At 46.2% G+C, this 19190-nt stretch carries 1 protein-coding gene; it reads right to left on the bottom strand.

Going from position 1 to position 19190, the window contains the following annotated elements:
- Positions 1-45: 45 nt before the first annotated feature.
- Positions 46-19128 carry a bacitracin non-ribosomal peptide synthetase BacC gene (gene bacC / locus MHB72_RS13475; RefSeq protein WP_216920123.1) on the bottom strand — a complete coding sequence of 6361 codons (19083 nt, stop codon included), beginning with the start codon at positions 19126-19128 and terminating at the stop codon, positions 46-48.
- Positions 19129-19190: the final 62 nt, after the last annotated feature.

Below are 19190 nucleotides of genomic sequence, written 5' to 3' on the forward strand. Positions count from 1 at the left end.
TTGATGAGGCAAACAAAAGGCACCCTGAAAAGGATGCCGTTTTGTTCATATTTTGACAGTCTTATTGATGATATCATGGATCAATCTTGCATTTCTTTCAAGAATGTCAGGATGGGACTTGGAGATCATTTGCATATGGGTTCCGGCTCCTTGAACGACTGTAAAGGTTTTGGTTGCCGCTTTTTCCCACATCATCATATTTTCATCCCGCTGATTGTCGCTTGACTTGATATAGCTGATATGTCCGTCAATTGCGCCGGTTGTGACTGTGTTTTGTATATATACATAAGACTTCATCACCAGGTCCACTAAATAGTCGCTCAATAATTTCTCTGCATCGCGGTATTTCTCAAGTTCAAATGTTTTGGATATCTCTTCTCTGTATTCCTCCTCTGTGAACTGATGGTTCTCGGCTTTTGTCCGATATTTTGAATCGATGATGATCAAATCCTCAACTTCATATCCTTGCCGGTTTAATTCTTTCGCCACATCAAATGCCAGGATTCCGCCGGATGAATAGCCAATTAATGTGTACGGCCCTTCACCTTGAATGTTTTTAATGATATCCGCGTATTTTCGAATCCTGTTTGCGGACGGAATGAAGTTGAAGCTGTACACCGAATGCTGCTTTAGATGCTTGGCCAAGCCCATGTAGGCAATGCCCATCGACGCGGCCGGCGGGAAGCAGAACAGGTTTTTGCCGCCTTCTTCCGCTCTGGTCAGCTGCATGCAATCATCTGTGTAGTCTTTCAGCAGGTCTTGTGCATGCTTCAGAAAATCAGACAGCTCTTTAATGGTCGGCTTGGAGAAAATATCCTTAAACGGAACTCTGAAGCCAAGCTCTGCATATAGCCTAGAGACAAATGACATGACGTTTAAAGAATTCGCCCCGATATCAAATAAGTTGGCGTTGATGCCGATCTGTTCGATATTCAGGATGTCTTCCCAAATGGCGGCCATTTTTTCTTCCAGCTCATGTCTTGGAGGCTCGTATTCCAGTAAAGCGCCCGCGCTTCGATCTGGCTCTGGAAGGGCCTTCAAATCGACTTTTCCGTTTGGTGTCAGCGGCAGCTCATCAAGCTTCAGCAAATAGGACGGCACCATATATTCCGGAAGCTCCTTCGCCAAAAACGCTTTGATGTCTTCCTGTGTGATGTCTCTTTCGGAAACGACATATGCGCAAAGAACTTGATTGTCGCTTTGATCTGTTTTGGCGGCAACCGCCGCTTCTTTTATATCACTGTGCCTTAACAATTGATGCTCGATTTCGCCAAGTTCGATGCGGTAGCCCCGTATCTTGACTTGATGATCGATCCGGCCCAGATACTCGATATCTCCATCCGGCCTCATCTTCGCAAGATCTCCTGTTCGATACATTCTTTCACCCGGTAAAAACGGATTTGGCAGGAATTTTTCAGACGTCAGCTCCGGTTTGTTCAAATAGCCTTTTGCGACTCCGTCTCCGCTGATATACAGCTCTCCGGCAATTCCGACCGGCTGCACTTCCTGACGTTCATCCAAAATATAGAGCTGGACATTGGAGGCCGGCTTGCCGATCGGGACAGAAACTTGCCGGTCCCGTCCGGCATCATATTGATAGATCATGCAGCCGACAACCGTTTCAGTCGGACCGTATTCATTGTAGATTTCAATGTTGTGATGAAATCTCTCCGTGATTTCTTTGGCCAATTCCGTTTTTAAATCTTCCCCGCCGACGATCAGACGTTTGATGCTTGATTGGCTTTGATCCATGTCTTTGACAAGGCTTAAATGAGACGGGGTTAATTTGACAATCCCGGCTTTTTTGTCTCTGAATACTTTTCGAATCAGCGGTTCCCCGTCTCCGCTATGCTGATAAACAATCACCCGATTGCCTGAGATTAATGGCGTAAATATCGATGTCACCGTTAAATCAAAGGCAATGGATGAGTAGAGGGCAAAATCGAGCTGTTCGCCTTGGACATATACACGGGCAGCCCAGGTAATATAGTTGACCAGCCCTCTTTGCCTGATCATGACCCCTTTCGGTTTGCCTGTAGAACCTGACGTGTAGATGATATATGCAAGGCTGTCGGCGTTACCCGCCTGTTCCAGATTGTCAGCCGGAAAACCGCTGAAATCTCCGGTTAATTCGACGGCTTCCTGATGAAGTGTGCCCAAGTCCTGCTTGTGATCCACAAGGATGATGGCCGCGCCGCTGTCTTCAAGCATATACTTGATCCTTTCTTCCGGATAATCGGGATCAATCGGCAAATAGGCTCCTCCGGCTTTCAAAATCCCCATGATTCCGACCACCATTTCCGGTGAGCGTTCTGCCATGATGGCGACAATCGTATCCTCTTTGACTCCTTTGTCCCTGAGGTATCTGGCAAGCTGATTTGATTTTTCATTGAGCTCACGGTACGTCTGTTTGTCATTTCCTGAGACAACCGCAGCAAGCTCAGGGGTTTTTTCGGCTTGTTCCTCAAACAGCCGGTGAATCGTCTGATTCGGATATTCCGCTTTCGTGTCATTCCATTCGTACAACAGCCTGTTTCTTTCAGCTTCCGAAAGGACTGTGATGTCGTTTAATGACTGATCTTCATTTTGGACGACCTGTTCCATCACTTGTTGAAGGTGTCCTTTGATACCGGCAATGATGTGGTCATGATAGATATTTCCGTCATAAGTCAATTTGATGACCAAACGTTCGCCCGGGACGGCCACAATATTAAATCCGTAATTTGTTTGTTCTTCGGCGTGAATTTCTTCAAAGATAAAACCAGCACCGCGTTTGCCGCTTGTCTCAAATGCACTCTGATCAACTGCGTAATTTTCGAAAATCAGGATATGATCCAGCAGCTCTCTTTTTAATTCACTGAGCGACTGTACTTCCGACAGATTCATGTCATGATATGTCCTGCCTTCCAAAGCCTGTTCCTGAACGCTTTTGATGAGTTCCTTAAAGCTTTGGCTTTTTTCCAGTCTAATTCTCGTCGGTACAGTGTTGATGAATAATCCGACCATTTTTTCGATTCCGGCTACTTGTGCATCCCTGCCGGAAATGACTGTACCGAATACGACATCATCCGTTTGATTGTACCTTGCCAAAAGCATTCCCCAAATGCATTGTAAAACAGTATGGAGGGTGACATTGTTACGGCTGGCAAGCTCTGTGATCCGGCCGGTTAATTGTTGCGGGAATTCTATGACGGCCTCTTTTCTCTTATATTTCGCATGTCCGGAAGAACTCGCCAAAACCGAAATCGGCGATTTTTCGGTAAAGCCTGATAAATAGTTTTTCCAGTACGCTTTTGGAGCTTCTTTATCCTGTTGCTTTAGCCACCCGATATAATCGCTGTACGGTCTTGCCTCTTCAAGCCGTTGTTTTTGCCCGGTTTCTTTCATATGATACATTTGGAACAGCTCTCCCATAATGATTCCCCGGGACCAGCCGTCAAGCAGAATATGGTGGTTTGTCCATATGAACGTATAACTGTCATCCTCGGTTCTCATCAGCGCTGCTCTGATCAATGGTTCGCTGTTTAAGCGAAAACCTTTCTCCCGATCTGCTTTGCGATACGCTTGAATCACTTGCTCCCGTTCCGCCGGACTCTGCTTTCGCAAGTCATGATAGTCAAGATTGATCTTTCTGTCCTTGATGATCACATTCCTTGGTTCATCCGTTATTTCATACTCAATAGAGGCCCTTAGAATCTCGTGTCTTTCCATGATGTCATTGAACGTTTCTGCAAATAGACGCTCATCGATCAAACCTTTCATATCGATGGCCATTTGTTCAAAGTACGCCTGTGATTCCTTGTCTTCGAGTGCGTGGAACAGCATGCCCCTTTGCATGTTGGCAAGCGGATAGATTTTTTCGATTTCCATCCCTTTATATTTCAGTTTGATTTCCTCAAGCTGATCTAAGCTGATGCCTTTGTCTCCGTAATCAGACGGCGTTTTTTCCGTCTCTTCTCGTTCCGCGCAGTGGCGAATGACCGCTTTCAAGGCTTCTTTATATTTTTGAGCAAAAGTTTTGACGACGTCTTCACTGTATGCTCTTGTGTTATAGGTCGTTTGAATGGCCAGTTTTCCTCTGAAGACCACCGCATTGATTTCGAGTGGATTTTCTCTAGTGATGCCCTTTCCGGCTGCTTCTCCCGGCGACAGATGTGATGAAGAAAATTCTCCGCTGTTGATGTCTTCGTCAAGCTGTCCCAGGTAATTGAACAAGATTGGTGATGTTGCGCCTTTTGCGATCTCACTGTCCCAGGTGAGATACTTTAAAATTCCGTAGCCGATGCCTTTGTTCGGCACGTTTCGCAAGTGCTCTTTCACCATTTTAATCGTTCTTGACATGTCTGTTTCTTGTCCCAAATCGATGAATACCGGGTATTTCGAGGTAAACCAGCCGACTGTTCTGCTGATATCGATGCCATCTGCCACCTGTTCTCTTCCATGCCCCTCCAGCGTGATTCTTAATTTATTTTGCCCGGTCATATCTCTTACCGCCACCAGAAGCGCTGCGATCAGAAGATCGTTGATTTCGGTACGGTAAGCTTGGTTTGTTTCTCTTAAAAGCCGCGTTGTCTCCTCTTTTTCGAGTTCCGTGCTGAATGTTTTGCTGTCCTCAACTTTGAAGACACCTGCATCTTCATTCATTTCCAGGAATTTGACGTCTTCACAAACGGCCTTCAGCCAATACTGTTTTTCACTAAGCAGTTTTTCAGTTTTTGAATATTCCGTGATGTGATGTGCATATTCCTGGTAGGAAGCTGTTTTTGGATAGAACTTGACTTTTTCCCCATTTGATAACTGACTGTACCCCAGCGCCAAATCTTCAAATAATATTCTCCAGGAGATACCGTCGACCACAAGGTGATGGATGATGATCAGCAGGTGATCCCCATTATTCGTTTTGAAGAGCGCCAGTTTAACCAGAGGGCCGGTTTTAATATCGATGCTTTGTTGAAGCTCCGTTGCCAATTGGTACACTTTCTGAGGCTGGTCGTTTTCGCTCGAGACGTCATAGACAAATAGGTCAAACAGCTTTTTGCCCGGTCCCCGGTTGTACTGAATGATCTTTCCGCCTTCTTCTCTAAACACCGTCCGGAGTGCATCGTGATGTTGGATGATTTCTCTGAATACACGTTTGACGATGCTCTCGTCGAATCCGTTTTTCCTATAAAGCATAACCGCATGGTTGTAATGGTTTCTGTCCGTTTTGTTCAACGAGAAATACTCTTGTTGAATCGGGGTCAAGAGAACCTCGCCCTCTACCGTTTCATATGATGCTGATTTGTTGGTTTCGGCCTTGACATATCGGCTCAAAGACTTGATTTGCGGATTTGCAAACAGATCTTTCATTTCTAGCGACAGGCCTTCTCTTGATAATCTTGAGATCATTTGCAGCGCTTTGATGGAATCGCCGCCTGCTGCAAAAAAGTGATGAGTGATCCCGATCTTGTCAATGCCAAGCACATCTTCCCATATTTGAACAAGCTTTTCTTCCGTCTCGTTCCGGGGCGGTTCGTATTCCGTCTCTTTTCCCGGCTGCGGTTCAGGCAATGCGGTTGTATCGATCTTTCCGTTGGCTGAAAGCGGCATCTTCTCAATTTGGACAAATGAAGACGGAATCATATATTCTGGAAGCTCACGCATCAGATACGTCCTGATGTCCTCGAACGGTAATTCGGCGTCTGCTGTGAAATAGGCGCACAGCTGTTTTGCACCTTTATGGTCTTCCCTTGCAGCAATAAAGGCTTCCTTGATATCATCATGAGCCAACAGCCTGTTTTTGATTTCTTCCGGTTCTATTCTGTAGCCCCTTACCTTTACTTGGCTGTCCATCCGGCCTGCAAGTTCGATATTTCCATCGCTCAACCTTCTGGCAAGATCTCCAGTTCTGTACATTTTTGTATGCGGTGCAAACGGATTTTCGACGAATTTTTCTTTCGTGATATCCGGTTTGTTTACATAGCCGCCTGTCACTCCGGCGCCTGCGATGCAGAGCTCGCCGTACACACCTTCCGGAAGCAGCTTCATGTTTTCATCAAGCACATATGCATTCGTATTATGAATCGGAGTGCCGATAACCGGATATTCTTTGAAAGAATGGAGGTGTTCCGGGTCGATCACTTTAAAGACTGAGCCGATTGTCGTTTCCGTCGGGCCATAATGATTCATGACTACATGATCGGGATATTGGTTGTAAAATGTCTCAACATCCCTTGTATTGATCATCTCCCCGCCCAAGACGACCAGCCTGAGAGTGGCGCAAGGTTTTTCGGCGGAAAAGCCCGGATCATTGACAAAAATGTTAAACAGAGACGGCGTCAGTTTGATATAGGTGATGCCGTTTTCTTTGATATACTTTAAAGCCCGGTGCGCATTTGTATAACATTCTTTTCGTGCGATATGCAGTTCGCTTCCGCTTAAAAGAGCCGAAAAGATGCTCGTATAGCCCAAATCGAACGCATATGAGGACACAAGCATGGCTTTGTCGTTTTCTGTAAGACCCGCTTCCTTCATAAACCATGTTGTATAGTTCACCACATTCCCGTGTCTGACAAATACGCCTTTCGGCTTTCCGGTGGAGCCTGATGTGTATATCATATATGCATTCTGATCGGCTGCACCCGATGCAGACAGGTTTGACGCAGCCTTCGCATCAATCAAACCGTCGGCAACATTGACGATTTCTCCAGCGAACGCGACGTTTTCTTTGACAGAGCCTTTGACAAGCAATATTGCAGCTCTGCTGTCACTTAAAATCTCATTCGTCCGTTTGGCCAATTGCTCCGGCTCGATCGGCACGTAAGCCGCTCCGGCTTTCAATACCGCCAGCATGGAAATGATCATCTCAAGCGATGGTTCAATCATGATCGCTACAGGTGCACCGGCGCTTGCTCCTTTGTCTCTCAAAAGCCTTGCCAATTGATTTGCTTTTTCGTTCAGTTCCCTGTACGTCAGCTTTTCATCCGCAAAGACCACCGCTGTTTGCTCCGGCGTTTTGCCAGCCTGATGCTCAAACAGCTGATGAACCGTTTGATTTTTAGGGTAATCTGTTTGTTGTCCTTGATTCTGATCCCGAAGCACTCTCATTTCTTCATCTGACAGCATGTTCACGTCGCTCAACGGCATTTGCGGATCGTTTGCCGCTTCCTTTAAAATATTGATCAAATGGCCCGCCATTCTTTCAATCGTGGACCGCTTAAACAATTTTGTACTGTAGTTGAAAACACATTGAATGCCTTCATTTGCCTCAGCGGCTGTCAGCGTCAAATCAAATTTTGAGATGTTCACCTCGGTTTGGAGTGGCTGGAATATCAAGCCGTCGATGTCCGCTTCATCGCCGTCGAAGTTTTGCAGAACAAGCATGGTATCAAACAGCGGGTGTCTGCTCATATCCCGTTTGACATCAAGTTTTTCAACCAGTTCATCAAATGGATAGTCTTGATTTTCATAAGCTTTCAGCGCCGTTTCTTTAACCTCTTTTAAATAGTCGGCAAATGGCATGTCTCCTTTTGGATAGTTCCTCATCGCCAGCGTGTTGATAAACAGTCCGATGACATGTTTCAAATCGCTGTGATGCCTTCCCGCGATCGGTGAGCCGACAACGATATCCTCCTGGCCTGTATACTTCGCCAAGAGCGTTGTGTATCCCGCCAAAAGCAACATATACATCGTCGCGCCGTTCTCTTTCGCCAGTTTGTTCAGCATGGCGGACGTTTCGCCGTCTATTTCAAACTGAACGATATCTCCTTCAATCGAACGCTTTTGCGGACGTTTTTCATCCGCCGGCAAATTCAGCACCGGCACTTCACCTTGAAAAACGTTGAGCCAGTAGTCTTCCTGGCGTTTAATCTCATCTTTTTGATAAAAAAGTTTTTGCCATTCTGAAAAGTCTTTGTACTGAATCGTTAACGGCTGCAATGTTTTCCCCTCATACAACTCGGCCAGTTCTCTTGTGAAAATGGCCATGGATACCCCGTCTGAAATGATATGGTGCATGTCGAACATCAGTACATGTTCATCGCCACTCGCTTTTAATACTTCCACTCTTAAAAGCGGCGCTTTTTCCAAAGCAAACGGCTTGATGAACGCTTTGATTTTTTCTTCCAGCCGGTCCTGTCCGAGTCGTCCGTACTTCACTTTAAAATCGACTTCTTTTTCGATTTTTTGTACAGGCTCGCCGTCAACCATCACAAAGGCCGTTCTCAAGGATTCATGCCTTTCTATCAACTGCCGAAAAGCGTCCTCGAACCGGTCGACATCAAAATCTCCTGCAATTTTCATGGCGAAAGGCATGTTGTAAGAGAGGCCGCCTGGTTCGATTTGATGAAGGATATACAGCCTTCTTTGTGCGGATGACAATGCGTAATACTCTTTCTCTTCCGCTTGTGTGATGGACGCATAAGGGCTTTCTTTCATGGATTCGATAAAATCACCGATGTCTTTGATTGTCGGTGTTTCGAATATTTGTCTTAAAGGGACTTCAATCTTCATTTCTTTATGCAATTTTGCAGTCAATGCCGCAGCTTTTAAGGAATGGCCGCCAAGTTCAAAGAAATTGTGGCTGATTCCGATGTTTTCGATCCCTAAAACGTTCTCCCAGATTGAGACAAGCTTTTCCTCTGTGCGGTTCCTCGGTGCTTCGTACGTCGCTTCACTGATTGTGCCGCTAGGTTCAGGGAGCGCTTTTCTGTCGATTTTGCCGTTTGCCGTAAGCGGCAATTGATCGAGCTTGACAAAGTATGACGGCACCATGTAATCCGGCAGTTCCTTTAACAAGCATTTTCTGACGTCTGCAACGCCGGCCGTTTTGTCCGCGACGATATATGCGCATAGGTATTTTCCGCCGGCTTGATCTTCCCGCGCCATAACTGCCGCCGCGTCAATGCCTTCTATTTTCAGCAATTGGTTTTCGATTTCGCTCAGTTCGATTCTGAATCCGCGGATTTTGACTTGGTGGTCGATTCTTCCTAAATATTCGATTTGGCCATCAGGTAAAAATCTTGCGAGATCCCCCGTCCTGTACATGTTTTCTCCTGGAACAAACGGGTTTGGAACAAATTTTCCAAGCGTGAGGTCAGGTCTGTTTAAGTATCCGCGGGCAAGGCCTTCCCCGCCCAGACAAAGTTCACCGGGTGTGCCCAACGGCAGCAGCTGCTGGTTGTGATTTAAAATATAAGCCTTGTGATTGCTGATCGGCCGGCCGATGACGACTTTTTCGTCATCTTTTTGCAGCTCGCCCCGCGTTGAGCAAACGCTGTTTTCCGTCGGTCCGTATTCATTAAACAATTTGACGTCCGGCAGCTTTTCAAAATGCTGCCGGATCAGACTTTCATTGAAGCCTTCCCCTGCGACCGTGATAAATCTTAAATCCTCTAAAGGCTGCTCAATCGTGTCGAGCAGGCTTAGATAAAAGCTCGGAACGGCCAGCAAGTTTGTCGCTTTATGCGTTCGCAACGCACCGATGATCTCACGCGGATTCATCCGCAAATCTCTAATTAAAACCAGCTTCGCCCCAGATATAAGCGTCGTGAAAATATCTTCAACAGAACTGTCAAATGAAAAGGACGGCACTTGAAGTGTGGCATCGTCTGTACTGTAGCCATACGATTGTTTCCTCCAATAAAGCGTATTAACAATTGATTGATGGTTGACCATGACACCCTTCGGCTTTCCGGTCGAACCTGAGGTATAGATGACATAAGCCATGTCAGAAGAACCGCTCGTGTGCTCTAAGTTCTCTGTGGCTTTGTCTTTTGTCAGCCCTTTTTCGTTCATATCGATACAGGTGAGATCAACGTCAATCTGTTTGTCCGCCTTTTTCAGCAGGATGCTGATGCCGCTGTCTTCGATCATGTATCTGATCCGGTCTTCCGGATATTCGGGATCGATCGGCAAGTATGCGCCTCCGGCCTTCAGCACCGCCAGCATTCCGACGATCATCTCCACAGAACGCTCCGCCATAACGCCGACGATCATGTCAGGTTTTACGCCTTTTTCCCTTAACAGTCCCGCCAGCTGATTTGACCTTTCATTCAGTGCTTTGTACGAGAGCTTCTCCTTTTCAAATACGACCGCAGTATGCCCAGGCGTCCGTTCCGCCTGTTCTTCAAATAATTGATGGATCGTTTTATTCCTTGGATAATCTGCGTTTGTCCGGTTGAACTCATATAGAAGCGTCTTTCTTTCTTCCTCCGCCAGCATGTCAATCTCTGCGATTTTCCGGTTCTCATTTGCCGTCACTTGCTCAGCGACCCTTTTGATATGACCTTCGATATTGTTGATGATATCCCTGTCATAGACATTGCCGTCATATGTCAAAACAAGGGTGAGCTCTTCGCCAGGAGTCACCGACATGCTAAAGCTGTAATTGCTTTGTTCCGCAGCGCTGATCTCATTCACCTTAAAGCCTGTCTTCATTTGACTCTCTTCAAAGTCCTGTTCATCAGTTTCATAGTTCTCAAATACGAGAATATGATCGATCAGATCTTTCTTTAAGCTGCTCAAAGCCTGGACTTCAGCGAGATTCATATAGTTGTAGCGGTTGCTTTGAATCGCATCTTCCTGAACCTTTTGCAAACATTCGTTAAAACGCGCCTGCTCATTGAATCTGATTCTTGTCGGGATGGTGTTGATAAACAGGCCGATCATGTCTTCGATTCCGTCTACGTTTGCTTCCCTGCCCGATACGACCGTTCCAAACACGACATCATCGATCTTATTATATTTCGTAAGCATCAAGCCCCAAATCGTTTGAATCACCGTATGAAGCGTAACGCTGTTTTTAGCAGCGAGCGCCTTCAATTGTTTTGTCAGCTGTTTTGACAAATGGATGACCTTCTCCCGGCGGTCATACAGGCTGCTTTTTTTGCGTTTTGTTAATGTAGGCAGCTGTGCCTGTTCCTCATACCCTTTCAAATATTCGCGCCAATATTGACGGCCCTCTTCCTGATCCTGTCTTTCAAGCCACTTAATATAATCGCTGTACGGCTTCGTCTCCTTTAATGGACTGGCTTTGCCGTTCATCCGGTTTTCGTAGATGACAAACAGCTCACGCATGATGATGCCAAGGCACCAGCCATCGAGTAAAATATGGTGATGGCTCCAGACAAGCCGGTACGAGCGCTCCGCCGTTTTCAGCAAGTAAGCCCTCATTAACACATCTCTGCTTAAATCAAAGCCTTTTTTTCGATCTTCATTGATCAATCTCTCAATGAACATTTCCTGTTGTTGTGCGGAACTTTTCGCGATATTGAAATAGGTGAAGTCGATGCTGCGGTTTTCGATGATGATCTGCCTCGGTTCTTCAACAATTTCATATTCATAAGAGGCCCTTAAGATTTCATGCCGTTTCATGATGTCATTAAAGCTTGCCTCAAGAATCGCCGGATCGACATATCCTTCAATATCCATGACCGTCTGCTGAAAATATGCATCTGAGGTATGATCCTCGATGGCATGAAACAGCATACCTTTTTGCATGTTAGCGAGCGGATAGATTTTTTCAATGGCTCTTTTGTATTTTCCTTTGATTTCTTCAAGTTCGGCTAAACTGATATTTGTATCTCCATAGTCGGACGGCGTTCTTTCGCTTTCCGTCTGTTGCGTGCAGTGCTTAATGATTTGTTCCAGGCGTTCTTTTAATTGATGATTCAGCCGGCTGATCGTATCTTTTTCGTATTCCATTTGATTAAAGGTGGTATGAATCACCAGCTCATGATTGATTACGATGGCGTTGATCTCGATAGAATGGCTTCTCGCAATTTTTCCGCCGATGCTTTCCCCTTCGGAGAAGCTGGAGCCGGAAAATTCGCCGCGGTTCATGTCGGCATCGATCTCGCCTAAATAGTTAAATGAAATCCGGGCTCTTTCTTCGTTGATGAAATCCGAGTCTTCGGCCATATACTTTAATATCCCGTAGCCGATTCCTTTATTCGGTATTTTTCTGACCGTTTCTTTGACGATTTTGATCTGTTGGGAGAGATCTTTTTCTTCTCCTGCATCAAGAAGCACCGGATACATCGTCGTAAACCAGCCGATTGTTCTCGTGATGTCAACGCCTTCTAAAATATCTTCCCTGCCGTGGCCTTCCATCATGACCTTCAGTTTGTTTTCCCCTGTGATGTCCCTTGCTCCGGTCAGTAATGCCGTTAACAAAATATCGTTGATTTCGGTGTTGTAGGCTCTGTTCGTGTTTCGCAAAAGGTCCGCTGTTGCCTCTTTGCCGAGCTTGATGCTCAAAGTCGTACTGTTTTCATATACATCTTCCTTTAATATGTTCTTAGGCGGAATAAATCGGACACGAGCCTTGGCAATGTTCCGCCAATACTCGGCTTCCTTCGATAATGTTCGGCTGTGGGCGTATGCTTTTAACCTGCGGGCGAATTCTTGATAGGAATCCGTTTTGTAGCCGATCTCGAGCGTTTGCCCCTTTAATGCCTGACTGTACAATGTTTCGAAGTCCTCAAACAGTATTCTCCACGATACACCGTCGACGACAAGGTGATGGATTACAATGAGCAGGTGGTCGCCCTCATCAGCCCGGAAGATGCTGAGATGAACAAGTTTTCCTTTTCTGATCGATGTTTGTTTTTGAATGCTTGTCGCCAGCTCATACACCTTTTCCGCTTGACGATCAAGCCCTCTTACATCATAAACATCCAGGTCGAACAGATCTTCCCGGAAGCTTCTGTTGTACTGAATGAAGTCCCCGCCTTTTTCTTCATAGATCATCCTTAACGCGTCGTGCTGCTCCATTATTTTATTGAAAGTCTTTTTGACACAGCTTTCGTCAAATCCGCCCTTTCTGAAAAGCACAAATGACTGGTTAAAGTGATCCAGCTCTTCTTTGTTATTAGCAAAATACCATTTTTGGATCGGAGTGAGTTCTGCATGTCCCGTGACGATTGTATTGGCATTTTGCCTCTGTGATTGTTTTTTAACATACTTGGAAAGATCCTTGATTCTCGGATTGGCGAACAGATCCTTCATTTCAAGCTTCAGACCAAGCCTTGACAGCCTTGAGACGATTTGCAACGCCTTGATCGAATCTCCTCCTGCTGCAAAGAAGTGGTGGCTGATACCGATGTCTCCGGCACCGAGAACATCCCTCCAGATGTCAACGAGCTTAGCTTCTGTGTCATTCCGCGGCGCTTCGTATTCCGCTCCTGTGGCGACGTGTCTGTCAGGTGCAGGAAGGGCTTTTCGATCGAATTTATCGTTTGATGTGAGCGGCAGCTTATCAAGTCTGACAAAATAAGCCGGAATCATATAGTGAGGCAGCTCTTTTTCGAGCCATTCGCTGATCTCGGTTGACGTCCAATCTTCATTGGAGACGATATAAGCGCACAAATAATGGCTGTTGTCGTTGTCATTCCTCGCTATAACCGCCGCTTCATCGATTTTGTCAAGCTTGAGCAATTGATTCTCGATTTCCCCCAGTTCAATCCGGTATCCACGAATTTTCACCTGATGATCGATTCTTCCTAAAAACTCGAGATGTCCATCAGGCAGCCATCTGGCCAGATCACCCGTCCGGTACAATCTTTCCCCTGATACAAACGGATGTGAAATAAACTTTTCGGCTGTCAGTTCCGGCCGGTTTAAATACCCGCGTGCAAGGCTGATACCGGCGACGCACAGCTCTCCAACAACGCCTGTCGGCACAGGCTTCTGGTTTTGATCCAATACATATACGTTTGTATTGGCAATCGGACTGCCGATATGAGGACGCCCGGATCCTCCGTAAACCCCCGCCGTTGCACAGACCGTCGTTTCCGTCGGTCCGTAGGCATTGATAAACAGCCGATTTCCGGACCATCTTTTTGCCAGTTCTTCGCTGCAAGCAGAGCCCGCGGAAACGATCACTTTGAGGTTTTCCAATCTGAATTCATCCAACACATTCAGAACGGTCGGCGGCAAAGTCGCATGAGTGATGTCATGATGCCTTAAAAAGCTTGTTAACGGCTGCCCCGGCATCATTTCCTCCTGCCGGCCCAAAACCAAAGCCGCCCCGGCTGCCAGCGCCGGAAAGATTTCAAATGCTGACGCATCAAATGATAGCGAAGCAAATTGAATCACTCTGCTGTCCGTATTTAAATGCATCCATTTGATAACCGCTGAAACGAGATTGCTCAGCCCTTTTTGTTCGATTAAGACGCCCTTCGGTTTTCCTGTGGACCCTGAAGTATAGATGATGTAAGCCAGATCCCCGCTGCGGCTGACAGGCTCCAATCGGCCCGCATCCTGTGCGGCAATTTGTTTGTCGTGAATATCAATGTTGATCATGCCGGCCTCTTTGATAAAGGCCCGTTTTTTGATGAGCGCCTCTTCCGACAGGAGAAACTTTGTTTGGCTGTCGCCGAGGATGTATTTGATCCTGTCTTCAGGATATGCCGGATCAAGCGGCAGGTACGCGCCTCCAGCCTTCAAAATTCCCAGAAGGCCGATGATCATCTCGGGAGAGCGGTCCACCATGATGCCGACCGCTGTGTCCGGTTTAACCCCTTTGTCTCTTAAAAACCGGGCCAGCTGATTTGACCTCTCATGCAATTGTCGATATGTCAGCTTTTGATCTTCAAACACGACCGCTGTTTGGTCAGGTGATGTCTCCGCCCGCTCCGCAAACAGTCGGCAAATGGTTTTGTCTGTTGGAGCATCAGTTTTCGTATCATTAAATCGATATAACAATGTGTTTTTTTCGTCTTCTGACATGACCTCTATTTGATCCAGCCGTTTGTCCGGCATATTGGAAATATCTTCTAAAACACGGACGAAATGCGCCGCCATCCTTTCGACTGTTTCTCTTTTAAACAGCTTCGTACAATATTCCAAATCAAATTCTACCTTCGAGTCTTTTTCGATTGCCGATAAAGTGAGGTCAAATTTTGCAATATGGACGTCGCTTTCAAACGGTTCAAATGTGAGCCCTTCTATTTCAGCATCCGCTTTTTCCAGGTTTTGCAGGACAAACATCGTATCAAACAGCGGATTTCTGCTCATGTCGCGTTCAAGGTTAAGCTGTTCGACAAGATCGTCAAATTGATAATCTTGGTTTTCATACGCCTTCAGTGCCGTCTCTTTTACATCTTGCAAAAATTCAGCGAATGTCTTGTCGCCTTTCGGATGATTTCTCATCGCCAGCGTATTGACAAACATCCCGATTACATGTTTCAGCTCGTGATGTTTTCTTCCATGAATCGGCGTTCCGATAATCAAATCTTCCTGTCCGCTATATGTTCGAAGCAAAACCGTATACGCCGCCAGAAGAAGCATATACATGGTGGCTCCGTTGTCTTTGGCGATCCCCTTGAGCTTCTTCGTCAATTCGCCGTCGATTGCAAAACCGATTCTATCGCCTTCAACACTGTGCATTTGCGGCCTTGGGTAATCCGTCGGCATGTTGAGGACCGGAATCTCGTCTTTGAAAATATTAAGCCAGTATTCTTTTTGCCTTTTCATCTCATCTTTTTGATAAAAATCCCTTTGCCATTCTGAATAGTCTTTATATTGGAGGCTGAGCGGCTTCAGTTCTTTTCCGCCGTACAAATCGCAAATTTCTTTTGTCAAAACTCCCATCGATGCGCCGTCTGAAATGATATGGTGCATATCAAACAGAATGATATGTTCCTCGTCATCAACCTTGACCACCTCTGTTCTAAAAAGCGGGGCCTTTTTTAAATCAAACGGTCTGACAAATTGTTTGATGATCTCCTGAATGGATAGAGACTCCTCTATTTCGCTGCATTTGATGCTGAAATCTACCTCTTTTTCAATCTTTTGAACAGGCTCTCCATCCGCCATCGAGAAGGACGTTCTAAGCGCTTCATGTCTTTGAATGATAATTCGCAATGCGTTCTCAAACCGGCGTATATCGAAGGAGCCCTTGACTTTCATGGTAAAAGGGATGTTGTAGGACAATCCGCTTCCTTCGATTTGACCTAGAATGTACAGTCTTTTTTGTGCGGATGAAAGACGATAGTATTCTTTCTCTTCCACTTTTTTAATAGATGAATAAACACTATCTTTTGTCGATCTGATATATTCTCCCAATCCTTTGATTGTCGGCGTTTTAAAGATTTGCCCAAGAGGGATTTCCGCTTTGAACTCCTTGCGGATTCTTGCCGCCATCGCAGCCGCTTTGAGAGAATGTCCTCCCATCTCGAAGAAATGATCGTTGATACCCGATTTTTCCACCTTTAAAATATCCCGCCAAATCGCCGCCAGCTTTTCTTCCGTTTCATTTCGCGGCGCTTCATACTCACTTTCCGCCCCCGCCGTTCTGTCCGGCTCAGGCAAGGCTTTTCTGTCCACTTTCCCGTTTTTGGTGAGCGGCAGCTTGTCCATGTTCACGAAATAGGCGGGAATCATGTATTCCGGGAGCTTTTCACCTAAAAACCCTTTCAGCTCATCAAGGGAAATCTCACGCTTTGTCGTGATATAAGCGCAAATGTACGGGCGGTTCTCTCCGTCTTCTCTGACGGTAACGATCGTCTCATTGATGTCTTCATGCAGCTCCAGCCGGCTTTCGATTTCGCCAAGCTCGATCCTGAAGCCGCGGATTTTCACCTGATGGTCGATCCGGCCGATGAATTCGATGTTGCCGTCTGGCAGCCATTTCGCCAAATCGCCCGTTTTATACAGCCTTTCTCCCGGCATAAACGGATGCGGGATGAATTTTTCCGCCGTCAGCTCCTCGCGGTTTAAATATCCTTTGCTTAACCCGTCGCCCGCGATGCACAGCTCTCCGGGAACCCCGATCGGCAGGAGCTTCCCGTCTTCATCCATGATCAGTGCCGTCGTATTCGCCAGCGGGCTGCCGATCGGGATTGTATCGGCTTTTTCATCTAGTACATTGATGAAGTAATACGTCGCATACACCGTGCTTTCCGTCGGGCCGTAAACATGAATCAATTTATCCCGGCCGACATGATTCAGTACTTTTCTCACATGCGGTATCGACGCTCTTTCCCCGCCAAAAAGGATTTTCCGCAGCTTGGCGAGGCAGCCGATGTTGATGTCGGCGAGCGTATTAAACAGCGCCGTCGTAATGAACATCACGCTGACTTGTTCTTTTTTGATCACTCCGGCCAGCTCATGTGTATTCAAAACCGTCTCTTTTTCGATCAGAACGAGTGACGCTCCGTTTAAGAGAGCGCCGAAGATGTCGAACACTGATCCGTCAAACGAATAGTTGGACAGCTGGAGAATGGCGTCATCTTCTGTGATGTCGATATAATTGGTTCCGCGAACGACCCGTACCGCGCTGTAGTGAGGAGTGACGACACCTTTTGGCGTTCCCGTGGAACCTGATGTGTAGATGATATAGGCGGTATCGCCGGAATTATTGATTGGGTTGAGCCGGACTTTACTGAATCCGTCCGCTGCTCCTTTATCCAGATGAATGATGTCAGCCTCACAATCGATTCCCTCTGCCGCTGTTCCTTGCGCAAGCAGCACCCCGGCTTTCGTGTCTTCGAGCATGAAGGCGATTCTGTCTTTAGGCGTTTCAGGGTCAATTGGCAGATATGCGCCGCCCGCTTTTAAAATCCCGATGATGCCGATGATCATCTCGAAGGAGCGGTCCGCGATGATCGCGGCAACCGAGCCTCTCCCGATCCCTTTTTCCCTGAGAAGTCTCGCGGTTTGGTTTGCTTTTTCACTCAGCTCTTTGTAGGTCATGCGCCGGGTGCCGAACACAAGCGCCGTATGGTCAGGCCTCTTCATGGCCTGTTCCTCAAAAAGCTCATGAAGCGTCTTGTCTTTCGGGTAAGTTGTTTTTGTATCGTTGAATGTCTGCAAAATCCTCATTTTTTCTTCTTCTGACACGAGGTTGATGTCTCGCAATGGTTTGCTTTCATCTTCCGCCACTTGTTCTGCGACGGTGATGATATGCTTTTCTAATGTTTCGATGATGGTGTCGTCATATACATTTTCATCATAGATGAAGAGCAGCTTTAATTGATCGTCAAGAGCCGCGGAAATGCTGAAATGATAATTGGTCTGTTCTTCCCCGCTGACATTCACCATTTCAAAACCTACATCATTTTTTTCTTCAAACGCTTTTTGGTCAACGGCATAGTTTTCAAAGACCATGACATGGTCGATCAAATCATTTTTCAACTCGCTTAGCGCTTGAACCTCCGCTAAATTCATGTAATTGTAGCGGCTGCTTTCCAAAGCGTCGGCTTGGGTTTGGCGAAGAACATCTTTAAAAAGCTTGTCTTTGCCCAGCCTGATTCTGGTCGGGATGGTGTTGATGAAGACGCCGACCATTGTTTCTATACCTTCCACTTCGGCATCTCTGCCGGAAACAACGGTTCCGAACACCACATCCTCGCTGTTGTTGTATTTCGCCAAAATCACGCCCCAAATGCTTTGCAGCACGGTATTGATCGTTACATGATTCTGGTTGGCCAATTTGATCAGGCGATTTGTCAATTCTTTGGAACATTCAATCGTTTTCTCTCTTCTTTTAAAACCCGTCTCAGAAGGTGTGCGAAGCTTTGGAAGCGAATTTTTTTGATCATAGCCGCTCAAATAGCGCTCCCAATAGCTCTGAGCTTCTTCTTTATCCTGATCCTCCAGCCATTTGATATAATCGCTGTACGGCCTCGGGTCTTCCAATTGATGATTTTGGCCTTTCCGCTTCATGTCATATATCGTCAACAGCTCATCCAGGATGATGCCAAGGCACCATCCGTCAAGCAAAATGTGATGATACGTCCAGACAAATTGATACGAATCGTCAGACGTTCTGATGAGACAAGCTCTCATCAACGTATCTTTGGCTAAGTCAAAACCCTTTTGTCTATCTTCTGCCAAATATCTCTCCAAAACGCCGTCTTGATCATGCCGGCCTCGTATATCAAGATAGTCAAACTTCATGTGCCGATCTTTAATAATGACGTGCAGCGGCTCATCCAATCTGTGATGAAATGATGCTCTTAGGATCTCATGCCTTTTCATGACTTCATTTAGGCTTTCTTCAAACATCCGCTCATCCACATCACCTTTTAATTCAATGATGAAGTGCTCAAAATATGCGTGTGACGCTTCGTCTTTCATGGCATGAAACAGCATTCCTTTTTGCATGTTTGATAACGGATATATTTTCTCAACTTTTGTTTTCATATCGTCATCTCATCTCCTAGAATTCCTTTTGTTTTCAGATCCACATGGGCCGCCCATTTTTA

The organism is Bacillus sp. FSL K6-1284 (assembly GCF_038002625.1).
GTDB lineage: Bacteria > Bacillota > Bacilli > Bacillales > Bacillaceae > Bacillus > Bacillus paralicheniformis.

Excerpts from the sequence above, each read along its gene's own strand:
- bacC (WP_216920123.1), bottom strand. The coding sequence starts at position 19,128 with ATGAAAACAAAAGTTGAGAAAATATATCCGTTATCAAACATGCAAAAA.